This is a genomic window from Rhizobium sp. NZLR11 (assembly GCF_019685115.1).
GTDB lineage: Bacteria > Pseudomonadota > Alphaproteobacteria > Rhizobiales > Rhizobiaceae > Rhizobium.
In genome coordinates this window covers 16,636-31,022 of the sequence record NZ_JABDWD010000037.1, presented here as the reverse complement: position 1 = coordinate 31,022, position 14,387 = coordinate 16,636, and the positions used below count along the sequence as shown (strand labels likewise).

The 14,387-nt window shown below is 60.4% G+C and carries 17 protein-coding genes and 1 pseudogene; 2 read left to right on the top strand and 16 right to left on the bottom strand.

From position 1 onward, the window contains the following. Nucleotides 1-48: 48 nt before the first annotated feature. Nucleotides 49-369, bottom strand: coding sequence for a hypothetical protein (locus HJB83_RS34650; RefSeq protein WP_311044507.1), 321 nt, complete (start codon nucleotides 367-369; stop codon nucleotides 49-51). Between HJB83_RS34650 and HJB83_RS32780 the strand changes: the two genes are divergently transcribed. Next, nucleotides 250-516 carry a hypothetical protein gene (locus tag HJB83_RS32780; RefSeq protein ID WP_311044506.1) on the top strand — a complete coding sequence of 89 codons (267 nt, stop codon included), beginning with the start codon at nucleotides 250-252 and terminating at the stop codon, nucleotides 514-516. The genes HJB83_RS34650 and HJB83_RS32780 overlap by 120 nt on opposite strands. A 67-nt stretch (nucleotides 517-583) precedes the next feature. On the opposite strand, the pseudogene HJB83_RS32775 reads toward HJB83_RS32780, so the two are convergent. From HJB83_RS32775 to HJB83_RS32760, 4 genes and pseudogenes are all read right to left on the bottom strand, one after another. Next, nucleotides 584-880, bottom strand: a pseudogene (locus tag HJB83_RS32775) (conjugal transfer protein TraH); the annotation flags it as partial. A gap of 136 nt (nucleotides 881-1,016) precedes the next feature. Next, the gene (locus HJB83_RS32770) at nucleotides 1,017-1,472 is read right to left on the bottom strand and encodes a hypothetical protein (protein ID WP_221159836.1); all 456 of its coding nucleotides are present in this window, start codon (nucleotides 1,470-1,472) and stop codon (nucleotides 1,017-1,019) included. Between the two features lie 53 nt (nucleotides 1,473-1,525). Further along, the gene (locus tag HJB83_RS32765) at nucleotides 1,526-1,882 is read right to left on the bottom strand and encodes a YidB family protein (RefSeq protein WP_221159835.1); all 357 of its coding nucleotides are present in this window, start codon (nucleotides 1,880-1,882) and stop codon (nucleotides 1,526-1,528) included. Between the two features lie 173 nt (nucleotides 1,883-2,055). Continuing rightward, the gene (locus HJB83_RS32760; protein WP_221159834.1) at nucleotides 2,056-2,313 is read right to left on the bottom strand and encodes a hypothetical protein; all 258 of its coding nucleotides are present in this window, start codon (nucleotides 2,311-2,313) and stop codon (nucleotides 2,056-2,058) included. Between the two features lie 54 nt (nucleotides 2,314-2,367). On the opposite strand from HJB83_RS32760, the gene HJB83_RS34460 reads away from it, so the two are divergent. Next, nucleotides 2,368-2,640, top strand: coding sequence for a hypothetical protein (locus HJB83_RS34460; RefSeq protein WP_311044505.1), 273 nt, complete (start codon nucleotides 2,368-2,370; stop codon nucleotides 2,638-2,640). Between the two features lie 83 nt (nucleotides 2,641-2,723). On the opposite strand, the gene HJB83_RS32750 is transcribed toward HJB83_RS34460, so the two are convergent. The 11 genes from HJB83_RS32750 to HJB83_RS32700 all read right to left on the bottom strand — a co-directional run bounded on the left by HJB83_RS32750 (nucleotide 2,724) and on the right by HJB83_RS32700 (nucleotide 14,311). Then, nucleotides 2,724-3,704 (bottom strand): IS5 family transposase, encoded by a 981-nt coding sequence (locus HJB83_RS32750; RefSeq protein ID WP_221159833.1) that lies wholly within the window; start codon nucleotides 3,702-3,704, stop codon nucleotides 2,724-2,726. A gap of 65 nt (nucleotides 3,705-3,769) precedes the next feature. Next, complete coding sequence (locus HJB83_RS32745) at nucleotides 3,770-3,979, bottom strand: hypothetical protein (RefSeq protein ID WP_221159832.1); 210 nt, start codon at nucleotides 3,977-3,979, stop codon at nucleotides 3,770-3,772. Further along, the gene (gene msuE, locus HJB83_RS32740; RefSeq protein WP_221159831.1) at nucleotides 3,963-4,523 is read right to left on the bottom strand and encodes an FMN reductase; all 561 of its coding nucleotides are present in this window, start codon (nucleotides 4,521-4,523) and stop codon (nucleotides 3,963-3,965) included. The genes HJB83_RS32745 and msuE overlap by 17 nt, the downstream gene beginning before the upstream one ends. 42 nt (nucleotides 4,524-4,565) lie before the next feature. Further along, complete coding sequence (locus HJB83_RS32735; protein WP_221159830.1) at nucleotides 4,566-5,561, bottom strand: ketopantoate reductase family protein; 996 nt, start codon at nucleotides 5,559-5,561, stop codon at nucleotides 4,566-4,568. Between the two features lie 2 nt (nucleotides 5,562-5,563). Further along, nucleotides 5,564-6,760 carry an acyl-CoA dehydrogenase family protein gene (locus tag HJB83_RS32730; protein WP_221159829.1) on the bottom strand — a complete coding sequence of 399 codons (1,197 nt, stop codon included), beginning with the start codon at nucleotides 6,758-6,760 and terminating at the stop codon, nucleotides 5,564-5,566. Further along, on the bottom strand, nucleotides 6,760-7,863 hold the full coding sequence (locus HJB83_RS32725) for an LLM class flavin-dependent oxidoreductase (RefSeq protein WP_221159828.1): 1,104 nt from the start codon (nucleotides 7,861-7,863) through the stop codon (nucleotides 6,760-6,762). The genes HJB83_RS32730 and HJB83_RS32725 overlap by 1 nt, the downstream gene beginning before the upstream one ends. Before the next feature lie 142 nt (nucleotides 7,864-8,005). Beyond that, nucleotides 8,006-9,097, bottom strand: coding sequence for an LLM class flavin-dependent oxidoreductase (locus HJB83_RS32720; RefSeq protein WP_221159827.1), 1,092 nt, complete (start codon nucleotides 9,095-9,097; stop codon nucleotides 8,006-8,008). Then, entirely contained in the window at nucleotides 9,094-10,794 is a 1,701-nt protein-coding gene (locus HJB83_RS32715; RefSeq protein WP_221159826.1) for an ABC transporter ATP-binding protein, read from the bottom strand. The genes HJB83_RS32720 and HJB83_RS32715 overlap by 4 nt, the downstream gene beginning before the upstream one ends. Further along, on the bottom strand, nucleotides 10,773-11,621 hold the full coding sequence (locus HJB83_RS32710) for an ABC transporter permease (protein ID WP_221159825.1): 849 nt from the start codon (nucleotides 11,619-11,621) through the stop codon (nucleotides 10,773-10,775). The genes HJB83_RS32715 and HJB83_RS32710 overlap by 22 nt, the downstream gene beginning before the upstream one ends. Continuing rightward, a complete protein-coding gene (locus tag HJB83_RS32705; RefSeq protein WP_221159824.1) occupies nucleotides 11,618-12,628 on the bottom strand; it encodes an ABC transporter permease in 1,011 nt (336 codons plus the stop codon). Before HJB83_RS32705 ends, HJB83_RS32710 begins: the two co-directional genes overlap by 4 nt. A gap of 30 nt (nucleotides 12,629-12,658) precedes the next feature. After that, complete coding sequence (locus HJB83_RS32700; RefSeq protein WP_221159823.1) at nucleotides 12,659-14,311, bottom strand: ABC transporter substrate-binding protein; 1,653 nt, start codon at nucleotides 14,309-14,311, stop codon at nucleotides 12,659-12,661. Between the last annotated feature and the right edge of the window lie 76 nt (nucleotides 14,312-14,387).

Sequence of the window (14,387 nt, the reverse complement as noted above, 5' to 3'; positions counted from 1 at the left end):
GCACATGATCCGCAAGGGCCAATTTTCACCCAGTGGCCAATCGCCATTTCAGCAATTCGCTTCACTCGCTGCGTAGGTGTGTCCAGCGTCAGCTGGTTCTGCGACCTTGCTAAAAATTTGCGACAGACCGGGGCTGAAGGTGAAGTCGGTGAAGCGTTTGCAGCTCACCACGGCCAGTTCCCGGAAACCCTCAGGCACGGCCTCGTGAAGTTCCTCATTGACGAATGCCTCTACACATCGCTCGTGGCCGTGGCGCAAGATCAGGGCCACGATTGCTTTCACGTCAATTGGTTGGGCCTGAGGGGCGAAACCGATTGGGATCTGATGCCTAGGATCGTCGAGGAGGACTTTCACCTTCGTGACGAACAACGCGCGCGACTTCAGAAAACTCTACGCAAAAGAGGAGTTGCACGCCGGCCTTGTCATCATCGTTCCCCAGGTTCTACCTGCATTGCAGCGGGAACTGTTCTCGGTCGTTCTGCAAGAACTCGCCATCTCCCAAGGCATCGTGAATGAAGTGGTCGAGATTGCCATCGAAGAAGGTGGAGCCATCCTGACACGCTATTCACTGCCAGAATGAGCATCAATTCCCGCTGATGCGGGACAGATTGATCCGTATCCCGGCGCGGTCGACGTCTTGCGCCGCCTCTTGCTGTTCCTCTCTTGGTCTCGCCCCGGCGTCCTCTTCCTCGGCAGGGGTCTCCTCTCTCCCTTGCTGCGGCGCTTCAACCGGTGTTCGCGGATCCTCAGCCTGATACACGCTCACACCCTCGAACTCGCCGGTCTTCCATGCGTAGACCGCATCCTCGAAGATCTGCGGGAAGACGTCTTTGCTCGTGGGGTTGCCATACCATTTTGCAACGATCCTCACCGAGGCCGCGGGAGAATGCGAGGTCGTGCAATGCCTACGCGCCGTGCTTTGCGGGCGATGTTTAAGAAGATCGTGCTGGCCTTGGTCAATAGTGAGAAAAGGCCGCACGAGGCGGCCTTTCGTTTTTTTTGGGCCTAAAACAGCTTCAGCCAGCGGTCTTGATGCTAGTGTTGCAGAGGCTCCAATAACCGCCGCCCTTCTGGATCCATTTTAGATCTCCGAGCGATCCGGCATCCTTGGCAACATGATAGGCATCGACGCAGGTGTGCAAGCGAGCCTTGCCAGGCGTTTCGCTAGAGTATTTTTTGTCGACCGCCTTCGGGAACTTGACGCTCTTCGGTGCCGCGGTCGTCGGCTTTTCTGGCTCCTTCTCGCTCGTTTTGGCGACGTCCGCTTCGTCGGCCTTATCGTCAGCGGCAGCGTCCGCCCCACAGAACTTGGCGCGGAAATCGTTCCACTTAACGTCCTTGGCGGAGCCGTCGGCCTTGGCAGCTTGATACTTTGTGCTGCATTCCTTCATGGTCAGAGCGTTTGCCGGCGACGATAGGACGAAAGCTGCAAGGAGCGAGCCCGCGGCGGGTAGAAACAGTTTCTTCAACATGGGATGGCCTCGGTGTGATGTTGAGGGTGGCAGTCTTCACTTCCGCCGTGGTGTCAGGACGTGGACGACGGTAGGATTCCGTTCGGGCTTGCTTGATCGACGGCCGTCGGAAGGTGCTCGGCGAGAAGCTCGGGCACTTTGCTGATATCGATGCCGAATTTGGTGGCGAGGGTCTGCAGTTGTTCGGACGAAAGCGCCGAGCGGATCTGATCTGCGGTCACCGGTATATTATCGCCGGTGCCAATCCAAGATGCCACCTGATGGCCAAGCCCGCTTTGATTGAGTTGCGTGAGAACGCCATCGAGTCCGCCGGCATTCTGGAAAACATCTTCGGCGACGGCCAGAAGATTGACTGGCCTGCCGTTCAAGACGTCGCTGACGACATTGCCCAAACCGTCGAAAAGTCCCATGACATTCCCCTTGGTCTATTCGCCATATAACACAAATGCTTATACCTGCTGCATGAACCTGAAATGAACGGGTCACACCGCATCGCGCGTAGCACTATAGGCACCGAAGGTTCGATCCTATCAAGCCATGTTACACCCTGATGGAATCGTCGACCAATGTCTCGCAACATGGATCAAATAATCGACCTCAGTGGAAACATGTCTTCCCCATAGTGGTGAAGGTGAGTGTGATGTCGTCGGCACAACCAACGTACTTGCAGTGGATTCTCATATTGATCATGGTGTGCGTCGACGCCTTCAACACCGCAGACCTCGCAAGCTTGTTTTTCTAATTGACCAGCTTTTAATGCTCTTTGGACGGCCAGATGGGCATCATATTTTTTCGGGTTTGCGCGACGCCAATCTGCTTGCCGTGTATCACTCTCGATCATGATGTTGGCCCCATTCAAGTTGCTTCGACTTTGGCGGCGAAGGCAATACTGTAGGTGCTTCTAACATATGACATTGAGCCGTTCGAAGAATTTCATACGACAGAATTGTTCTGGTCTGGTCTTACCTCGTATTTCCTGTCCGTCTGCGGACTCGAGGCGCTGCGTGATCTTCCCGACATCGAGGCGCTTGAGGATGCCGGGCTGCTCAGCCGGCAGGTGATCGGGGAGGAGGTGTTGGCGGAGCGTTACGAACAAGCGTCAAGGGAGCACTGCGGTGTCTATTCATTCCTGGCTGAACGGCGGGTTGAGGGCGATAGCAGCCAGTAGCCAGCCCCTTCTTAGAGTTCACCATTGGCGGCCGTGTTGCATGGATCAGCCGTTGGGCGGATTTCCCCTTCCCAAGATGGATTTCATGCGGTGCGTTCGAAGACAGGCCGTCCAAGTTCAGTCATTCGGTTGAGCACACGAACGCCAATCCGGGCTTCGGTCTTCTGGTTGTCAAATTTCCTCGCTCGCAGCTTCGGACCGATGACGGCCTTCCATCGTCCCATCTGAGTCTCGATCCGGGTGCGTTGATTGTAACCCGTCGACTTTTGCCATGCCAGCCGGCCACGTAGCGCGATCTCGGCGATATGGCGATCCCGAACCGTCGGCTTCACGGCCGCATCGGAATTAGCGACCGCGTTCTTAGGCGGCGGAATGATGACATCCGGGTTATCAGCGAGCCGTGCCGCCAACAGATTACGCGTCTGTACGCCATCATAGGCACCATCGGCAATGAACCGTGCGACGCAGCTGTCGATCTGATCGAGAAGGTCAGGCAAGGCGGTCGGATCACCGATCTCATCCGTGGTCAGATCGGAGCAGATAATCTCGCTGCTGACGAGATCAAGCCCGAGGTGCAGTTTGCGCCACCGCTTGTGTTTAGCCTTGGCGCAATGCTTTGTCTGCAGCCACTCTCCCGCTCCGACAATCTTCAAACCGGTGCTGTCGACGACCAGATGAACCGGCCCCTGATTTCCTGATCGATGCTCTGCCGGCGGCAACGCTAACCCCTTGCTCCGGCGCGACAGGGTCGAAAAATCAGGCACCGCTACATCAAGGCCCATCAGTCTCGCCACGCTGCGTATCAGGCCTTGGGTTTGACGAAGAGGCAACCCGTAGACGACGCGCAAGGTCAGACACAATGTGATCGCCAGATCCGAATATTTCCGCTGTCCACCGCGCGAAAGGCGCCGGGACGCCGACCAAAGGTTTCGCGCATCGTCGCTCAGCCAGACCGTCAAATCGCCACGTCGCCGCAAGCTTTCATTGTACTCTGCCCAATTCACGACCCGATGTTTCTGCCTGGCAATCTTGTGCCGCCGGGCGGAGTTGAACTTGTGAGGCATACGGGCATTCCTGGAAGCGATATCCCGACCTCAATACAACCACCACCCGACCCATGCAACACGGCTCATGGAACGGGATCGGCCCGCGCCGAAGGCGGCTGCTCCTTCATGCGGTGGGCGACATGGCCGATAGCGATATCGAAGACGCGCTGCCCGCCGATGTTTTGCATGACGCGACGCCGCGGGATCGCCGGCGCGAGATGGTCGACAAGATCCTTCTGACGCTTGGGGAATTCATCAATGATCTCGACGGACGCTTTACTCGGCTGCCGCACGTGTGGCCGCTGTCGTGGGAAAGAATGCGCCAACTTCCCCGACCGCTTCATCAATGCGCTTGCCGAGCTGATCCGACGAGATGGTGTAGTCAACAAAATCACGGTCCGACGCATAGACAGCAGTTGGCAGTGTGTGCGCCATGAAGAATCCGAACAGGGGACGAAGCTGATGCTCCACCATCAGCGCGTGGCGGTCGCCACCTCCTGTCGCGGTAATGAGGATCGGCTTCGACTTCAGTTCATGGGGGTCGATGAGATCGATCAAATGCTTGAAGAGACCAGGATAGGAGCCTTTATAGGTCGGTGCGCCGACGACCAGGATATCGGCATCGACGATCTCCTGGAGGACATGTTGAGCCTTGTCATCGAGCTGCTTGCGCCAAAGGGCGGTGCCGAGCGATGGTCCGACGTCGAGCATGTCGTAGATGGCACTTTCAAAGCCATAGCGGTCGCTCACGAGTCCGGCGACGTAACGCACGAGCGCCACCGTTTTCGAGGGTCGGTTGAAGCTCCCGGCTATCCCGACGATCCGTGGATTTCCCATTGATTTTTCCTTTCTATCGCAGTGCTGGATGAGCAGGGAAGGCTAGAACCCGAACTTGTCTGCAGCCTCGCCGTAGACCTCCGCAATCGCCCGCGTGCCCGGTTGCCGACCGTCGAGCGCGAGCCTTGCTGCAGCCTGCTGAAAGGCTGCATTGAACGGCGCCGCGACACCGTGGATACGTCCGAGCCTGACGATCTCCCCGTTTAAATAATCGACCTCGCTTGAGCTGCCGCGGGTAAAGCTTTGCCAGGTTGACTGCTGGCCGGGCTCTATTCCGCTTTCTGGCGCGACACGCCAGGACGAAATATCGATCGTCCACTCCGAAGGCGCCGCTGGATCATGACCGGCGGCCACGAGGACGGCGCGTGCCTCTGTCGCCAGAGCTGCTGCGGCCTTCGAACGGAGCTCGGGGGCCCCGGCAAAAAGCTCGACGGCATTCGTCACATTATGCTCGAGCTTTGCAGCCTTCCATCGGCGGATGTCCGGCCGTGCTTCGGCAAGATAACCGGCCCTCGACAGATCCGAGACGATCGACAGGGCAGTAGCGTCGAGCCCTTGAGGATAACATCCGAGCGCTACGATACCGACATTCGGCTCGCCGCCGACGACGACCTCGCCGGTGACCGTATAGCGCGCAGGAATGCGAATACTGGCCGCATAGACGCGATCGAACCGCCGCAGCGCAATATCCTCTGCCGCCAAGCCGTTCTGCAGCGTGACGAGCGGCAATTCCGACGCGAAGCCTGAACCCTCGACGTCCCGCCACGCCCAGAACTCCGTGGCTGCCTCGACATCCTGCGCCTTGACCGCAAGGACGAGAATATCGCCGCGCCGAAGCGCCGGTGGTGTGGTCGTGTCAACGGCGTTGAGCCGCACAACTCTGTTTTCAGACGGCCGGCGGTAGGAAAGACCATGGTCGGCGATATGAGCGATCTGAGCACCGCGTCCCACCAAGACGTAGGGAATGCCATGGGTTTCGAACTCGGCGGCAAGGCTGGCGCCGACTGCGCCGGCACCGATAATGATGTAGCGTGTCATGTTCAGGCAGTTCTCAAAACGGTGAGGCTGACCGGGCTGGCCGGCGCCGAGTCACTCTCGTTCTCCCATCTTTCGAAGGCCGCACGCCCGAGGATGGAAATGGATGTATCCTCCTGCGGCGCGTGGACGAGCACCGACTGAATATCGCGGAAATGGCGTTCAAGCCCCAGGTCGCTTCCAAGGCCGGGATTGCCGATGCCGCGCACGGCGATCTGAACCGCGTCGCGCAGTTGCCTCCCGGCAAGCAGCCGGGCCCGAATGTGCTTTTCTGCATCGGCTTGCTTGTCTTGCAGAGCATCGAAAATGATTTGCCGTGCCCCTGAGACGAGAATGTCGATTTCGCCAGAAAGCGTCACGAAGCGCTCGGTGCGGGCAATCGGATGGCCGAGGTTGGTCGGAACACGCTCGTGAGCAAAGCGGATGAACGCTTCCTGTGCCGCCTCGGCCACACCGAGATAGAGCGCGGTCAGGGCGAGGGTGATTGCCGCATGGGCGCGATTGTCCTGCTGGGCGACGGAGGGATCGACGAGATCGATGACATTTTCCAGCGGGATTTCCACGTCACTGTATTCCACATCGTGAGAGCCTGAGGCGCGCATGCCAAGGCTGTTCCAGTTCTCGATGACGTGAATGCCTGGAAGCTTGTTCGGAACGACGAATGTTCCGACCCGGGCGGGTGTTTCATCCGTGTGTGCCCAGACCAGGAAATGGGTCAGACCGTGTGCGCCGGTGACGAACCGCTTGCGCCCGGTGATCGACCAGCCGAATGCAGTACGACGGGCAACCGTCGCCGGCAGGCCACCACGGGCGGGCGAGCCGAGTTCCGGTTCGACACGCGCGGCATTGAGCAGCAGCGGATGCTGCTTGGCCTGAGCAAGCAGGCTTCTGTAGAGGTCCTCCGGCCAATGGTTTTTGGTTGCCTGGCCGAGGTGGTTGAAGATCGTCATAGCGCTAATCAGCGCGACCGACGGATCACCCCGCCCGAGCGCTGCAAGGATCGTCGCAGCCTCGCGGAGGGTTGCGCCGGCGCCGCCGTACCTCACCGCGACGGTACTTTCGAGCAAGCCGCTCTGATGGACGGCGCGGATGCCTGCCCATGGGAAGTCCCCGGTCCGGTCCGCCGCGGGCGCCGCCTCCGCAAGAGCGCGCGTCGCCGCTCTTATAACGCTCGGATCGAAAGCCGTGTCACGCTCGATCATCAGGCTGCGGCCTGCTTCTTTACTTCTTCCCGCTCGCGTATGCCCTCGCGCACCAGCGGCAGGATATAGCGTCCGTAATCGACGGCATCGTTGAAATTGTCGTAGCCGCGGATTGAGATCAGATCCGCGCCGAGATCGATGTAGTCGAGGATTGAATCGGCAATCGTTCGGGGCGATCCGACCAGTGCGGTCGTGGCGCCGGAAGCATTGGTCGCCGTGACCGTCGGATACCACAGGGCGCGATCATGGACGTCACCGCGGGCGGCAATATCGAGGAGCCGCTGCGATCCGACATTGGCGGGACGAGGGGCCGATGGCGGCGCGCGATGAAGGCCCTTTTCCCGGTTCCCCTTCAATCGATCGAGGGTCCGGTGAGCCTTTTCCCATGCCAGCTCGTCGGTCTCGGCAACGATCGGGCGGAAGGTCACCCAGATCCGCGGCCGATCCGTCCTGCCTGCCTTTGCGGCTTCGGCATAGATACGTTCGATCTGCTGCTTGGTTTCCGCCAGCGGCTCGCCCCAAAGCCCGAAGATGTCGCCAAGCGAGCCGCCGATCCGGTAGGCGGCATCCGACGACCCGCCGACCGAGATCGGGATGGTGCCATTTGTGGGGCGCACTGCACTGCGAAACTGCTTGAACTGATAATATTTGCCATCGAAATCGAAGGGCTCAGTCGACGTCCAGGCAAGGCGCAGGATACGGATATATTCTTCCTGGCGCTCGTAGCGCTGTTCCTTGTCGAGGAAATCGCCCTCGCGCGCCTGTTCGTCATCGCTGCCGCCGGCAATAAAGTGGACAACGACGCGGCCGCCGCTCAGCTGATCGAGGGTGGCAAGTGATTTGGCCGCAACCGTCGGGTAGACGGTATTGGGCCGCAGAGCAACGATGATCTTGAGGTTCTTCGTGTGTGCGAGGACCGTGGCGCCAATAGTGAAGGGGTCGAAGGAGGAAGACGAGTACGGGATCAGCGTATAGTTGAAGCCATAGTCGTCGAGGGCGCGCGCGTAGCGTTCGAGATAGCGTGCATCGACCGGAGCGTCCGGGATGGGATTGAGGTCGTTCGAGGCGTTGGGAAAGCTGACGCTGATGAATTCCGCGGACATGGGAGCTCCTCTGATTGTCGATGGTGGTCGAAGGTTAGCCGGCAGGCATACGGCGAGGAAGACAGGTCTTTCTATTTCTACTGAAACTATAGAAAAATATCTCTAATCCGTGGCTGCCGTTGTTTGAGATCCAATGTAGGTTCTACCAGCCCGGCGACCAGCCAAGGCTGGGGGCGATGGTCTCGGCGAGGTCGGTCAACAGCTGGATGTTCTCGGCGAGGCCGAAGGCCGGCGGCAGGAAGAGAACGATCTCGTCGGCCGCAGCGAGCCCGGGATCGGCAAGCACGGCCTCGATCACCTGATTCGGTGTGCCGTGGAAGACCGGTGAGATCTGGCTCCCCGGCGGTTGATTGGTCCGCGAGCTGGGTTCAAGAGCGCCTTTCGGCCGCGATGCGGCGATACCCTGAGTACGGCGCTCGATATCATAGGCTGCGTATTTTTCCCGCAGCTCCGGCGTCGTGCCGACCAGGACCGAAGCCGCCACGGCGACGGGCGGCGGCTCGCTTGTCCACCGCTTCCGCCAGTTGGCGCGGAAGGCCTCGATGCAATGGGCCTGGTAACTTCCGAAGCTTTCACCCTCGGCGTGGTCGTGCTGTACGGTTCCAGCGATCAGGCCGATGCCGAGTTCGGCAGCCTGTATCGCGGACCCGAGGCTGGCGGAACCTTGACGGATGCGTGCGCGAAGCGTCGGACTGTGCGGCGTTACCTTCAGTTGGCTGCCTTCTGCGGCCCCTTGGCCGGATTCCGCGACGGTGTGCAGAACCTCGCCGGAGATCGCGGACAGAAAGCGCGCCTGACGGCGCTTGGCTTCTGTCCTAGCGTCGGTGTCGACCGTGCCGAAGACGGCATCGAAGGCGGCGTTGGCGCCGGTCGAGATCGCCAGTTCCAATCGGCCGCCAATGAGGAGGTCGGTGGTGCCTGCTGCTTCCGCCAGCAGGATAGGGTCCTGATAACGCATCGGGATGACTGCCGAACCCAGGACGATATGGCTGGTATGCTGACCTGTCGCGGCGAAGAAGGGAAGCGGCGAGGATAGATAGTGATCGAAATGCCGCTGATAGGCCCAGCCTGACTGATAGCCCAGGCGTTCGGCCGCCTTGAAGAGCTCGATTCCCTCCCGCAAACCATGGGCGGGGCCGGATTCATCTTTGAACGAGACGCGCGTGTTGAACCCGAGCCGCTTCTTCGGACGGAATGACGCTGACGGCGCTGGGGCGGGGGCAATGACGCTCATGCGATCTTTTCCTCATTGAAGATCTGTCGCTGCTGCAGGGGCTGGCTTCGCACAAAACGCGTGGCCCCTGACGGGATCGATTCCAGCAAAGACCGGGTATAGGGCTGGCGGGGCGTGTCGAAGATCTCTCCGACACTACCGTGCTCGACGATGCGGCCGCCCTGCATGACCGAGACCGTGTGAGCAAGCTGGCGCACCAGCGCCAGATCATGCGACACGAAGATATAGGTGAGGCCGAGCTTGACCTGCAGCGACAGCAGCACTTCAACGATATCGGCCTGAACGCTGACGTCGAGGGCCGAGGTAGGCTCGTCAAGCACGATCACATCGGGTTTCAGGACAAGTGACCGGGCGATGGCAACGCGCTGGCGCTGGCCGCCCGACAAGGCGGCGGGCTTTCGAAACAAGAGATGCTCGCTAAGCCCCACATCTGCGAATGCCTCGCGCACCGCGAGTGCCCGTTCCTGGTGAGACCCTATTTTGAAGCGGTCCAGAGGCTCGCGCACAATTTTCTCGGCGGTCCAGGTCGGGTCGAGGGACGTGAACGGGTTCTGATAGACAAGCTGCAGGTGCCGCCAGATGGAACGAAGCTGCTCGGGGGATCGGCCGTTGACCTGTTCGCCGCCAACGGCGATCTTTCCGGTATCGGGCTGTTCCAGCCCGAGCAAAAGCCGGATTGCCGTCGTTTTCCCGGATCCAGATTCCCCGACCAGCGCATGCGTCGTTCCCGCCTGAACCTCGAATGAGACGTCGTTAACGGCGGTCAGCAGCTTACCGTCGACGGTGAAGCTCTTCGTTACGCCGCTGACTTCGATCTTCGGTGTTTTTTCGTGCCTCGCGACAAGGCGCCGGAAACCGGGCTCTCGCAACGGACGGTATCGGTCCGGGTTGAGCGCCGGCACATCGTCATGGAGCTTTCTGGCGTAGGACGAGGAAGGAGCGGAGAATACCGTAGCGGTGTTTCCGGCTTCCTGGATGGCGCCGTCCTTGAGGACCACAATGGAATCCGCGCGCTCGGCTGCGATCGCCAGGTCATGGGTGATCAGGAGGAGGCTGATCTGCAGTTCCTCCCGCAACTTCGACAACAGGTCGAGAATACGCTTCTGGATCGTTACATCGAGCGCGGAGGTCGGCTCGTCTGCGACCAACAGCGAGGGTCGCGGCAGAACGGCCAGACCGATGAGCACGCGCTGGAGCATGCCGCCGGAGAGCTGATGCGGATAGGAGTCGTAGACACGCTGCCGATTGTCGAGCCCGACCTGAGCGAATGTCTCCAGAACGAGCGCCTTGTGTAGTGCCCTCGGCTCGTCCAGAAGTGCCGCAGCTTCCATTGCCTGCGCGCCGATCGTACGGACTGGATTCAGAGAATTGCCGGGGTCCTGCGGCACGAAGCCGATCCTGCGTCCCCTGAAGGGGCGGAAGCGGCGCTCAGGCAGCCCCAGAAGCTCCTGGCCATCGAATTCGACGCGGCCGGTGGCGTGTCCCGTACTTGGAAGCAGCCGCAAGACGGCGCGGGCGATGGTCGATTTGCCCGATCCGGATTCGCCGATCAGCGCGAGGCCTTTGCCGCGTCCAAGCTCGAAGCCGACGTCAGTGACAACCCGACTATTGCCATAAGACACCGACAGGCTTTCAACCCGCAGCAGTGGGGCCGATGGCCGAGTCAAAAGCGTGGTCAGTCTGTCTTGCGGAGCCATCGGCTGATCCTGTTTACAGAGAGAACGGTTGCGATCGTGACGAGGGCCGGGGCGTAAACCAGCCAGGGCCACTTCAGATAATCCTTGCCGGTCGAGATCAGCAGACCCCAGTCGGAGGCGGGCGGCGGGTCCCCGTAGCCAAGGAAGGCGAGGCTGGCGATCACCAGAATGGAATCGCCGAACTGAAGCACGGCAAGCGGCAGCACCGATCGCGAGGCATTCGGAAGCACATGGCGCCACAGGATGTGCCAGCGGGAGCCGCCGAGAAGGAAGGACGATTCGACGAACGTTGCCTGCCTCGTCTTGATGACTTCGGAGCGCATCATCCGGGCAAAAAGAGCGACGGCGGAAACACCCGTCGCGATTGCCGCATTGGTCGTGTCGAAACCGATCGCGGTGACGACGATGACCGCCAGCAGGAATTTGGGGATTGCCAGCAGGACATCGACGAGGCGGGCGAAGACCGTGTCCACCCAGCCGCCGAAGAAGCCGGCCAGCAGTCCGATAATTCCGCCGGCGACAACGCCGATCACGACCGCGATCAGCGCGCTGGTCACGGATGAAGCTGTGCCATAGACGATCCGGGCATAGAGGTCACGGCCGAGATGATCAGTCCCGAACCAGTGCGCCGGACTTGGGCCAAGCAGCTTCTGGGCGGGGGTCCCGTTCACTGGATCGTAGCTCGTGAACAGGCTGGGCGCCAAAGACCACGCGATCGCCAGAACTACGACCAGGAACGACAGAATGACGACGGGGGGCACGCGCAAGCCCGTCGGACGGCCGATCGCCGTCGCCCGGGGGTTGGAGGAAACAGAGGCAAGCGTCATGGGGTCACCGCCTTGGAGATGGGGGGAGAGCTGTCGTCAGCGGTTGTCGGGCGACGCTGGTGCGTGCCGAGAAGTTTTACCCGCGGATCAAGTAGCGGGTAGGTGAGATCGGCGATCAGGTTGACGACCACAAAGACCACCGCGGCGAGCGAAACGACCGCTTGCAGCACCGGCAGGTCCTGCGTGCTGACCGACCGCTGCACCAGACTGCCAAGCCCGTTGCGTCCGAACACCGTCTCGGTGATCAGCGATCCTCCGAGCAATTCGCCGATCGTCAAAGCGACGACGGTGATGACGGGAAGCGATGACGGCTTCAGCAGATGCATGACGAAAAGACGCATCTGGCCGAGCCCGCGTCCGCGGGCGACGGCGGCATAATCCTGACCTGACTCGTGGTCGAGATTGGCAATCAAGACTTCGGCGATCTGTGCGGAGATCGGGATGCCGAGGGCAATCGCTGCGAAAAGCGTCGCCCAGAAGCTATCGGGCTCGATGACGCGAAAGACGCCGAGCTGGAAGCCGAAGAGGTGGATCAGCACCAGGCCGATCACGAAGTTCGGAACCGAAAGGAACAGCGACGGGAAGCCGCGCAGCAGGCCCTGGCCAAGCCGCCGCGGCAGAAATTGCGTGCCATAGGCGATGATTGCCGCCAGGAAAAGCGCAACCGCGAGGCCCGCCGAGGCAAGCACCAGCGTCGAAGGCAGAACCTCGGCGATCAGAGTTGCCACCGGCCGGTTGGTCCGCATCGACAGGCCGAGATCGCCGGTGACGAAGCCGGAAAAGGCGTTCCAAAGCTGCACGGGAACTGGTTGATCCAGGCCCTGCGCAGCGATGATTTCTTTAATCTCATCCGGCGTGAAGCCGTTCTGGGGATTGTTCAAGACATTGGTGATCGGATCGCCAGGCAGGATGCTGACAACGACAAAGGTGAAGACATACGACAGCAGGATCACGACGATCGCCTGCAAGAGCCGCCTTCCTGCGTACTTGAAGTAGGCTTTGCTCATGCCTATCACCTTCTCTCGTTGAACGCCGGGCTATTCGCTCTTCGTGGCGGTGTAGTAGCTGGCATAGGCGACGCCGTTGTAGACTTCGCCCTTGAGCTTCGGCGACTGCACGTAGATGCGCTGGACGATCTGCGTTCGCGGGATGAAATAGCCCTGGTCGAGGACGTATTTCTGCAATTCGTCGAGAAGCGGCTTGCGGGCTTCGATGGAGCCGGCGCCGGCGATCTTGTCGCGCAGATCATTGAGGGTCTTGTCGCTTTCGTCGAGCGCAAACCAGTTCTCGCCATTGTTGGCATTCGTCAGGATGCTGGCGACCGTGCCGGCGTCGATGAAGGAGCGCGTCACTTCATATGCCGGTACTCCGGCGCCGCCATACTTTACCTTCTGGCCGAAGGTGACGACGTCGTAGGCGCGGATATCGACCTTCCAGCCGATCTTGCCGAGCTGCTGGGAAATCAGTTCGTCGATCGATTTTGACGTCGCGAGATAGGGGTTCGAGTTCAGCGTCAGCGACAGCGGCTTGCCATCCTTGACGCGGATGCCGTCGGGCCCCTTTTTCCAGCCTGCTTCGTCGAGAAGCTTCTCTGCCTTTTCAGGATTGTAGGCGAGGAGCGCGCTCTGGTCGCTCGCGCCCGGAACGTTGCTCTGAATGAACGACGTCGCGAGTTTCCAGTCGGGCGTATAGACGGTGTCGACGATCTCCTGGCGATTGATGCCCGCCTGAAGCGCCTGGCGAACCCTCACGTCGTCATAGGGTACAAGTTTGGTGTTGATTGCCCAGCCGTTGACGAAGCCGAGATAGCGCGGCGTCGCCACCGTGAGGCCTTCCGATTTGAGGGACTCCAGCTCCTGAGGCGATGCGTTATAGGCAACGTCGGCCTGGCCGGACTGGACTGCTGCGACGCGTAGCGACGGTTCCGACACGAGCTTGTAGGTGATCGTGTCGAGATGGGCGGGGCCGGTCTGGCCGACCGCCGCAGGCCCCCAGTTGTAATCTTTGCGCTTGGTGAGCTTGACGTAATCGCCTTCCTTCCATGACTCGACGACGTAAGGGCCGCTGCCGGAAGTTTTGCTGAGATCCGCCTGGGCGCTCGCCGGCGAGGCGATGGTCTTCGGGGAAACGAGGATCGAGCCGTGGTAGCCGAGCGTCGGGATGAAGCCCAGGGTCGGCTTCTTGAAGAAGACCTTCACCGTGGTCGCATCGACGGCTTCGGCATGATCATAGGTCTTGGGGAACAAGCCTATCGGGTTAACGCCCTCATTCTTGCGGCCGGCATACCAGATGTCGAGATTGGCGACGACGGCTGATGCGTCAAGCGGGCTACCGTCGGAAAAGGTCACACCGCTCTTCAGATGCAGGGTGAACTCGGTTGCGTTGTCGTTCTGCTCCCAGCGTTCGGCGATCCACGGGCTGACCTTGCCGTCGGCATCGACATAGAGGAGCTTATCGGTCACATGGCCCCAGATATGTCCCTGAAAGCTGGAAATCGCACTGTTGTTGGGGATCCAGGTGTCGCCGAGAGAGTCGATCAGAAAGATGACATCTCCGCCATCATGCGCACCGTCTTCAGCCAATGCCGGGGTTACGCCCGCTGTTGCGACCAGAGCGGCAAATGCCAATGCAGAGGTGGCGGTCAGCAGACGACGCCGGGAGAGATGAAGGTGAGAAGAACGGTCGTTCATGAAGCGGTCCTGTTTGGTTGCCGAGCTGATTACGAACAGGAGCCTATGTGAGCGGATCGATTTCGAGAAAGACTGG

Bases quoted from the DNA above. Each gene is read 5' to 3' on its own strand.
- HJB83_RS32700 (WP_221159823.1), bottom strand. From the start codon at position 14,311: ATGAACGACCGTTCTTCTCACCTTCATCTCTCCCGGCGTCGTCTGCTG.
- HJB83_RS32735 (WP_221159830.1), bottom strand. From the start codon at position 5,561: ATGACACGCTACATCATTATCGGTGCCGGCGCAGTCGGCGCCAGCCTT.
- HJB83_RS32715 (WP_221159826.1), bottom strand. From the start codon at position 10,794: ATGGCTCCGCAAGACAGACTGACCACGCTTTTGACTCGGCCATCGGCC.
- HJB83_RS32770 (WP_221159836.1), bottom strand. From the start codon at position 1,472: ATGTTGAAGAAACTGTTTCTACCCGCCGCGGGCTCGCTCCTTGCAGCT.
- HJB83_RS32730 (WP_221159829.1), bottom strand. From the start codon at position 6,760: ATGATCGAGCGTGACACGGCTTTCGATCCGAGCGTTATAAGAGCGGCG.
- HJB83_RS32705 (WP_221159824.1), bottom strand. From the start codon at position 12,628: ATGAGCAAAGCCTACTTCAAGTACGCAGGAAGGCGGCTCTTGCAGGCG.
- msuE (WP_221159831.1), bottom strand. From the start codon at position 4,523: ATGGGAAATCCACGGATCGTCGGGATAGCCGGGAGCTTCAACCGACCC.
- HJB83_RS32720 (WP_221159827.1), bottom strand. From the start codon at position 9,097: ATGAGCGTCATTGCCCCCGCCCCAGCGCCGTCAGCGTCATTCCGTCCG.
- HJB83_RS32750 (WP_221159833.1), bottom strand. From the start codon at position 3,704: ATGCCTCACAAGTTCAACTCCGCCCGGCGGCACAAGATTGCCAGGCAG.
- HJB83_RS32725 (WP_221159828.1), bottom strand. From the start codon at position 7,863: ATGTCCGCGGAATTCATCAGCGTCAGCTTTCCCAACGCCTCGAACGAC.
- HJB83_RS32765 (WP_221159835.1), bottom strand. From the start codon at position 1,882: ATGGGACTTTTCGACGGTTTGGGCAATGTCGTCAGCGACGTCTTGAAC.
- HJB83_RS32760 (WP_221159834.1), bottom strand. From the start codon at position 2,313: ATGATCGAGAGTGATACACGGCAAGCAGATTGGCGTCGCGCAAACCCG.
- HJB83_RS32710 (WP_221159825.1), bottom strand. From the start codon at position 11,621: ATGACGCTTGCCTCTGTTTCCTCCAACCCCCGGGCGACGGCGATCGGC.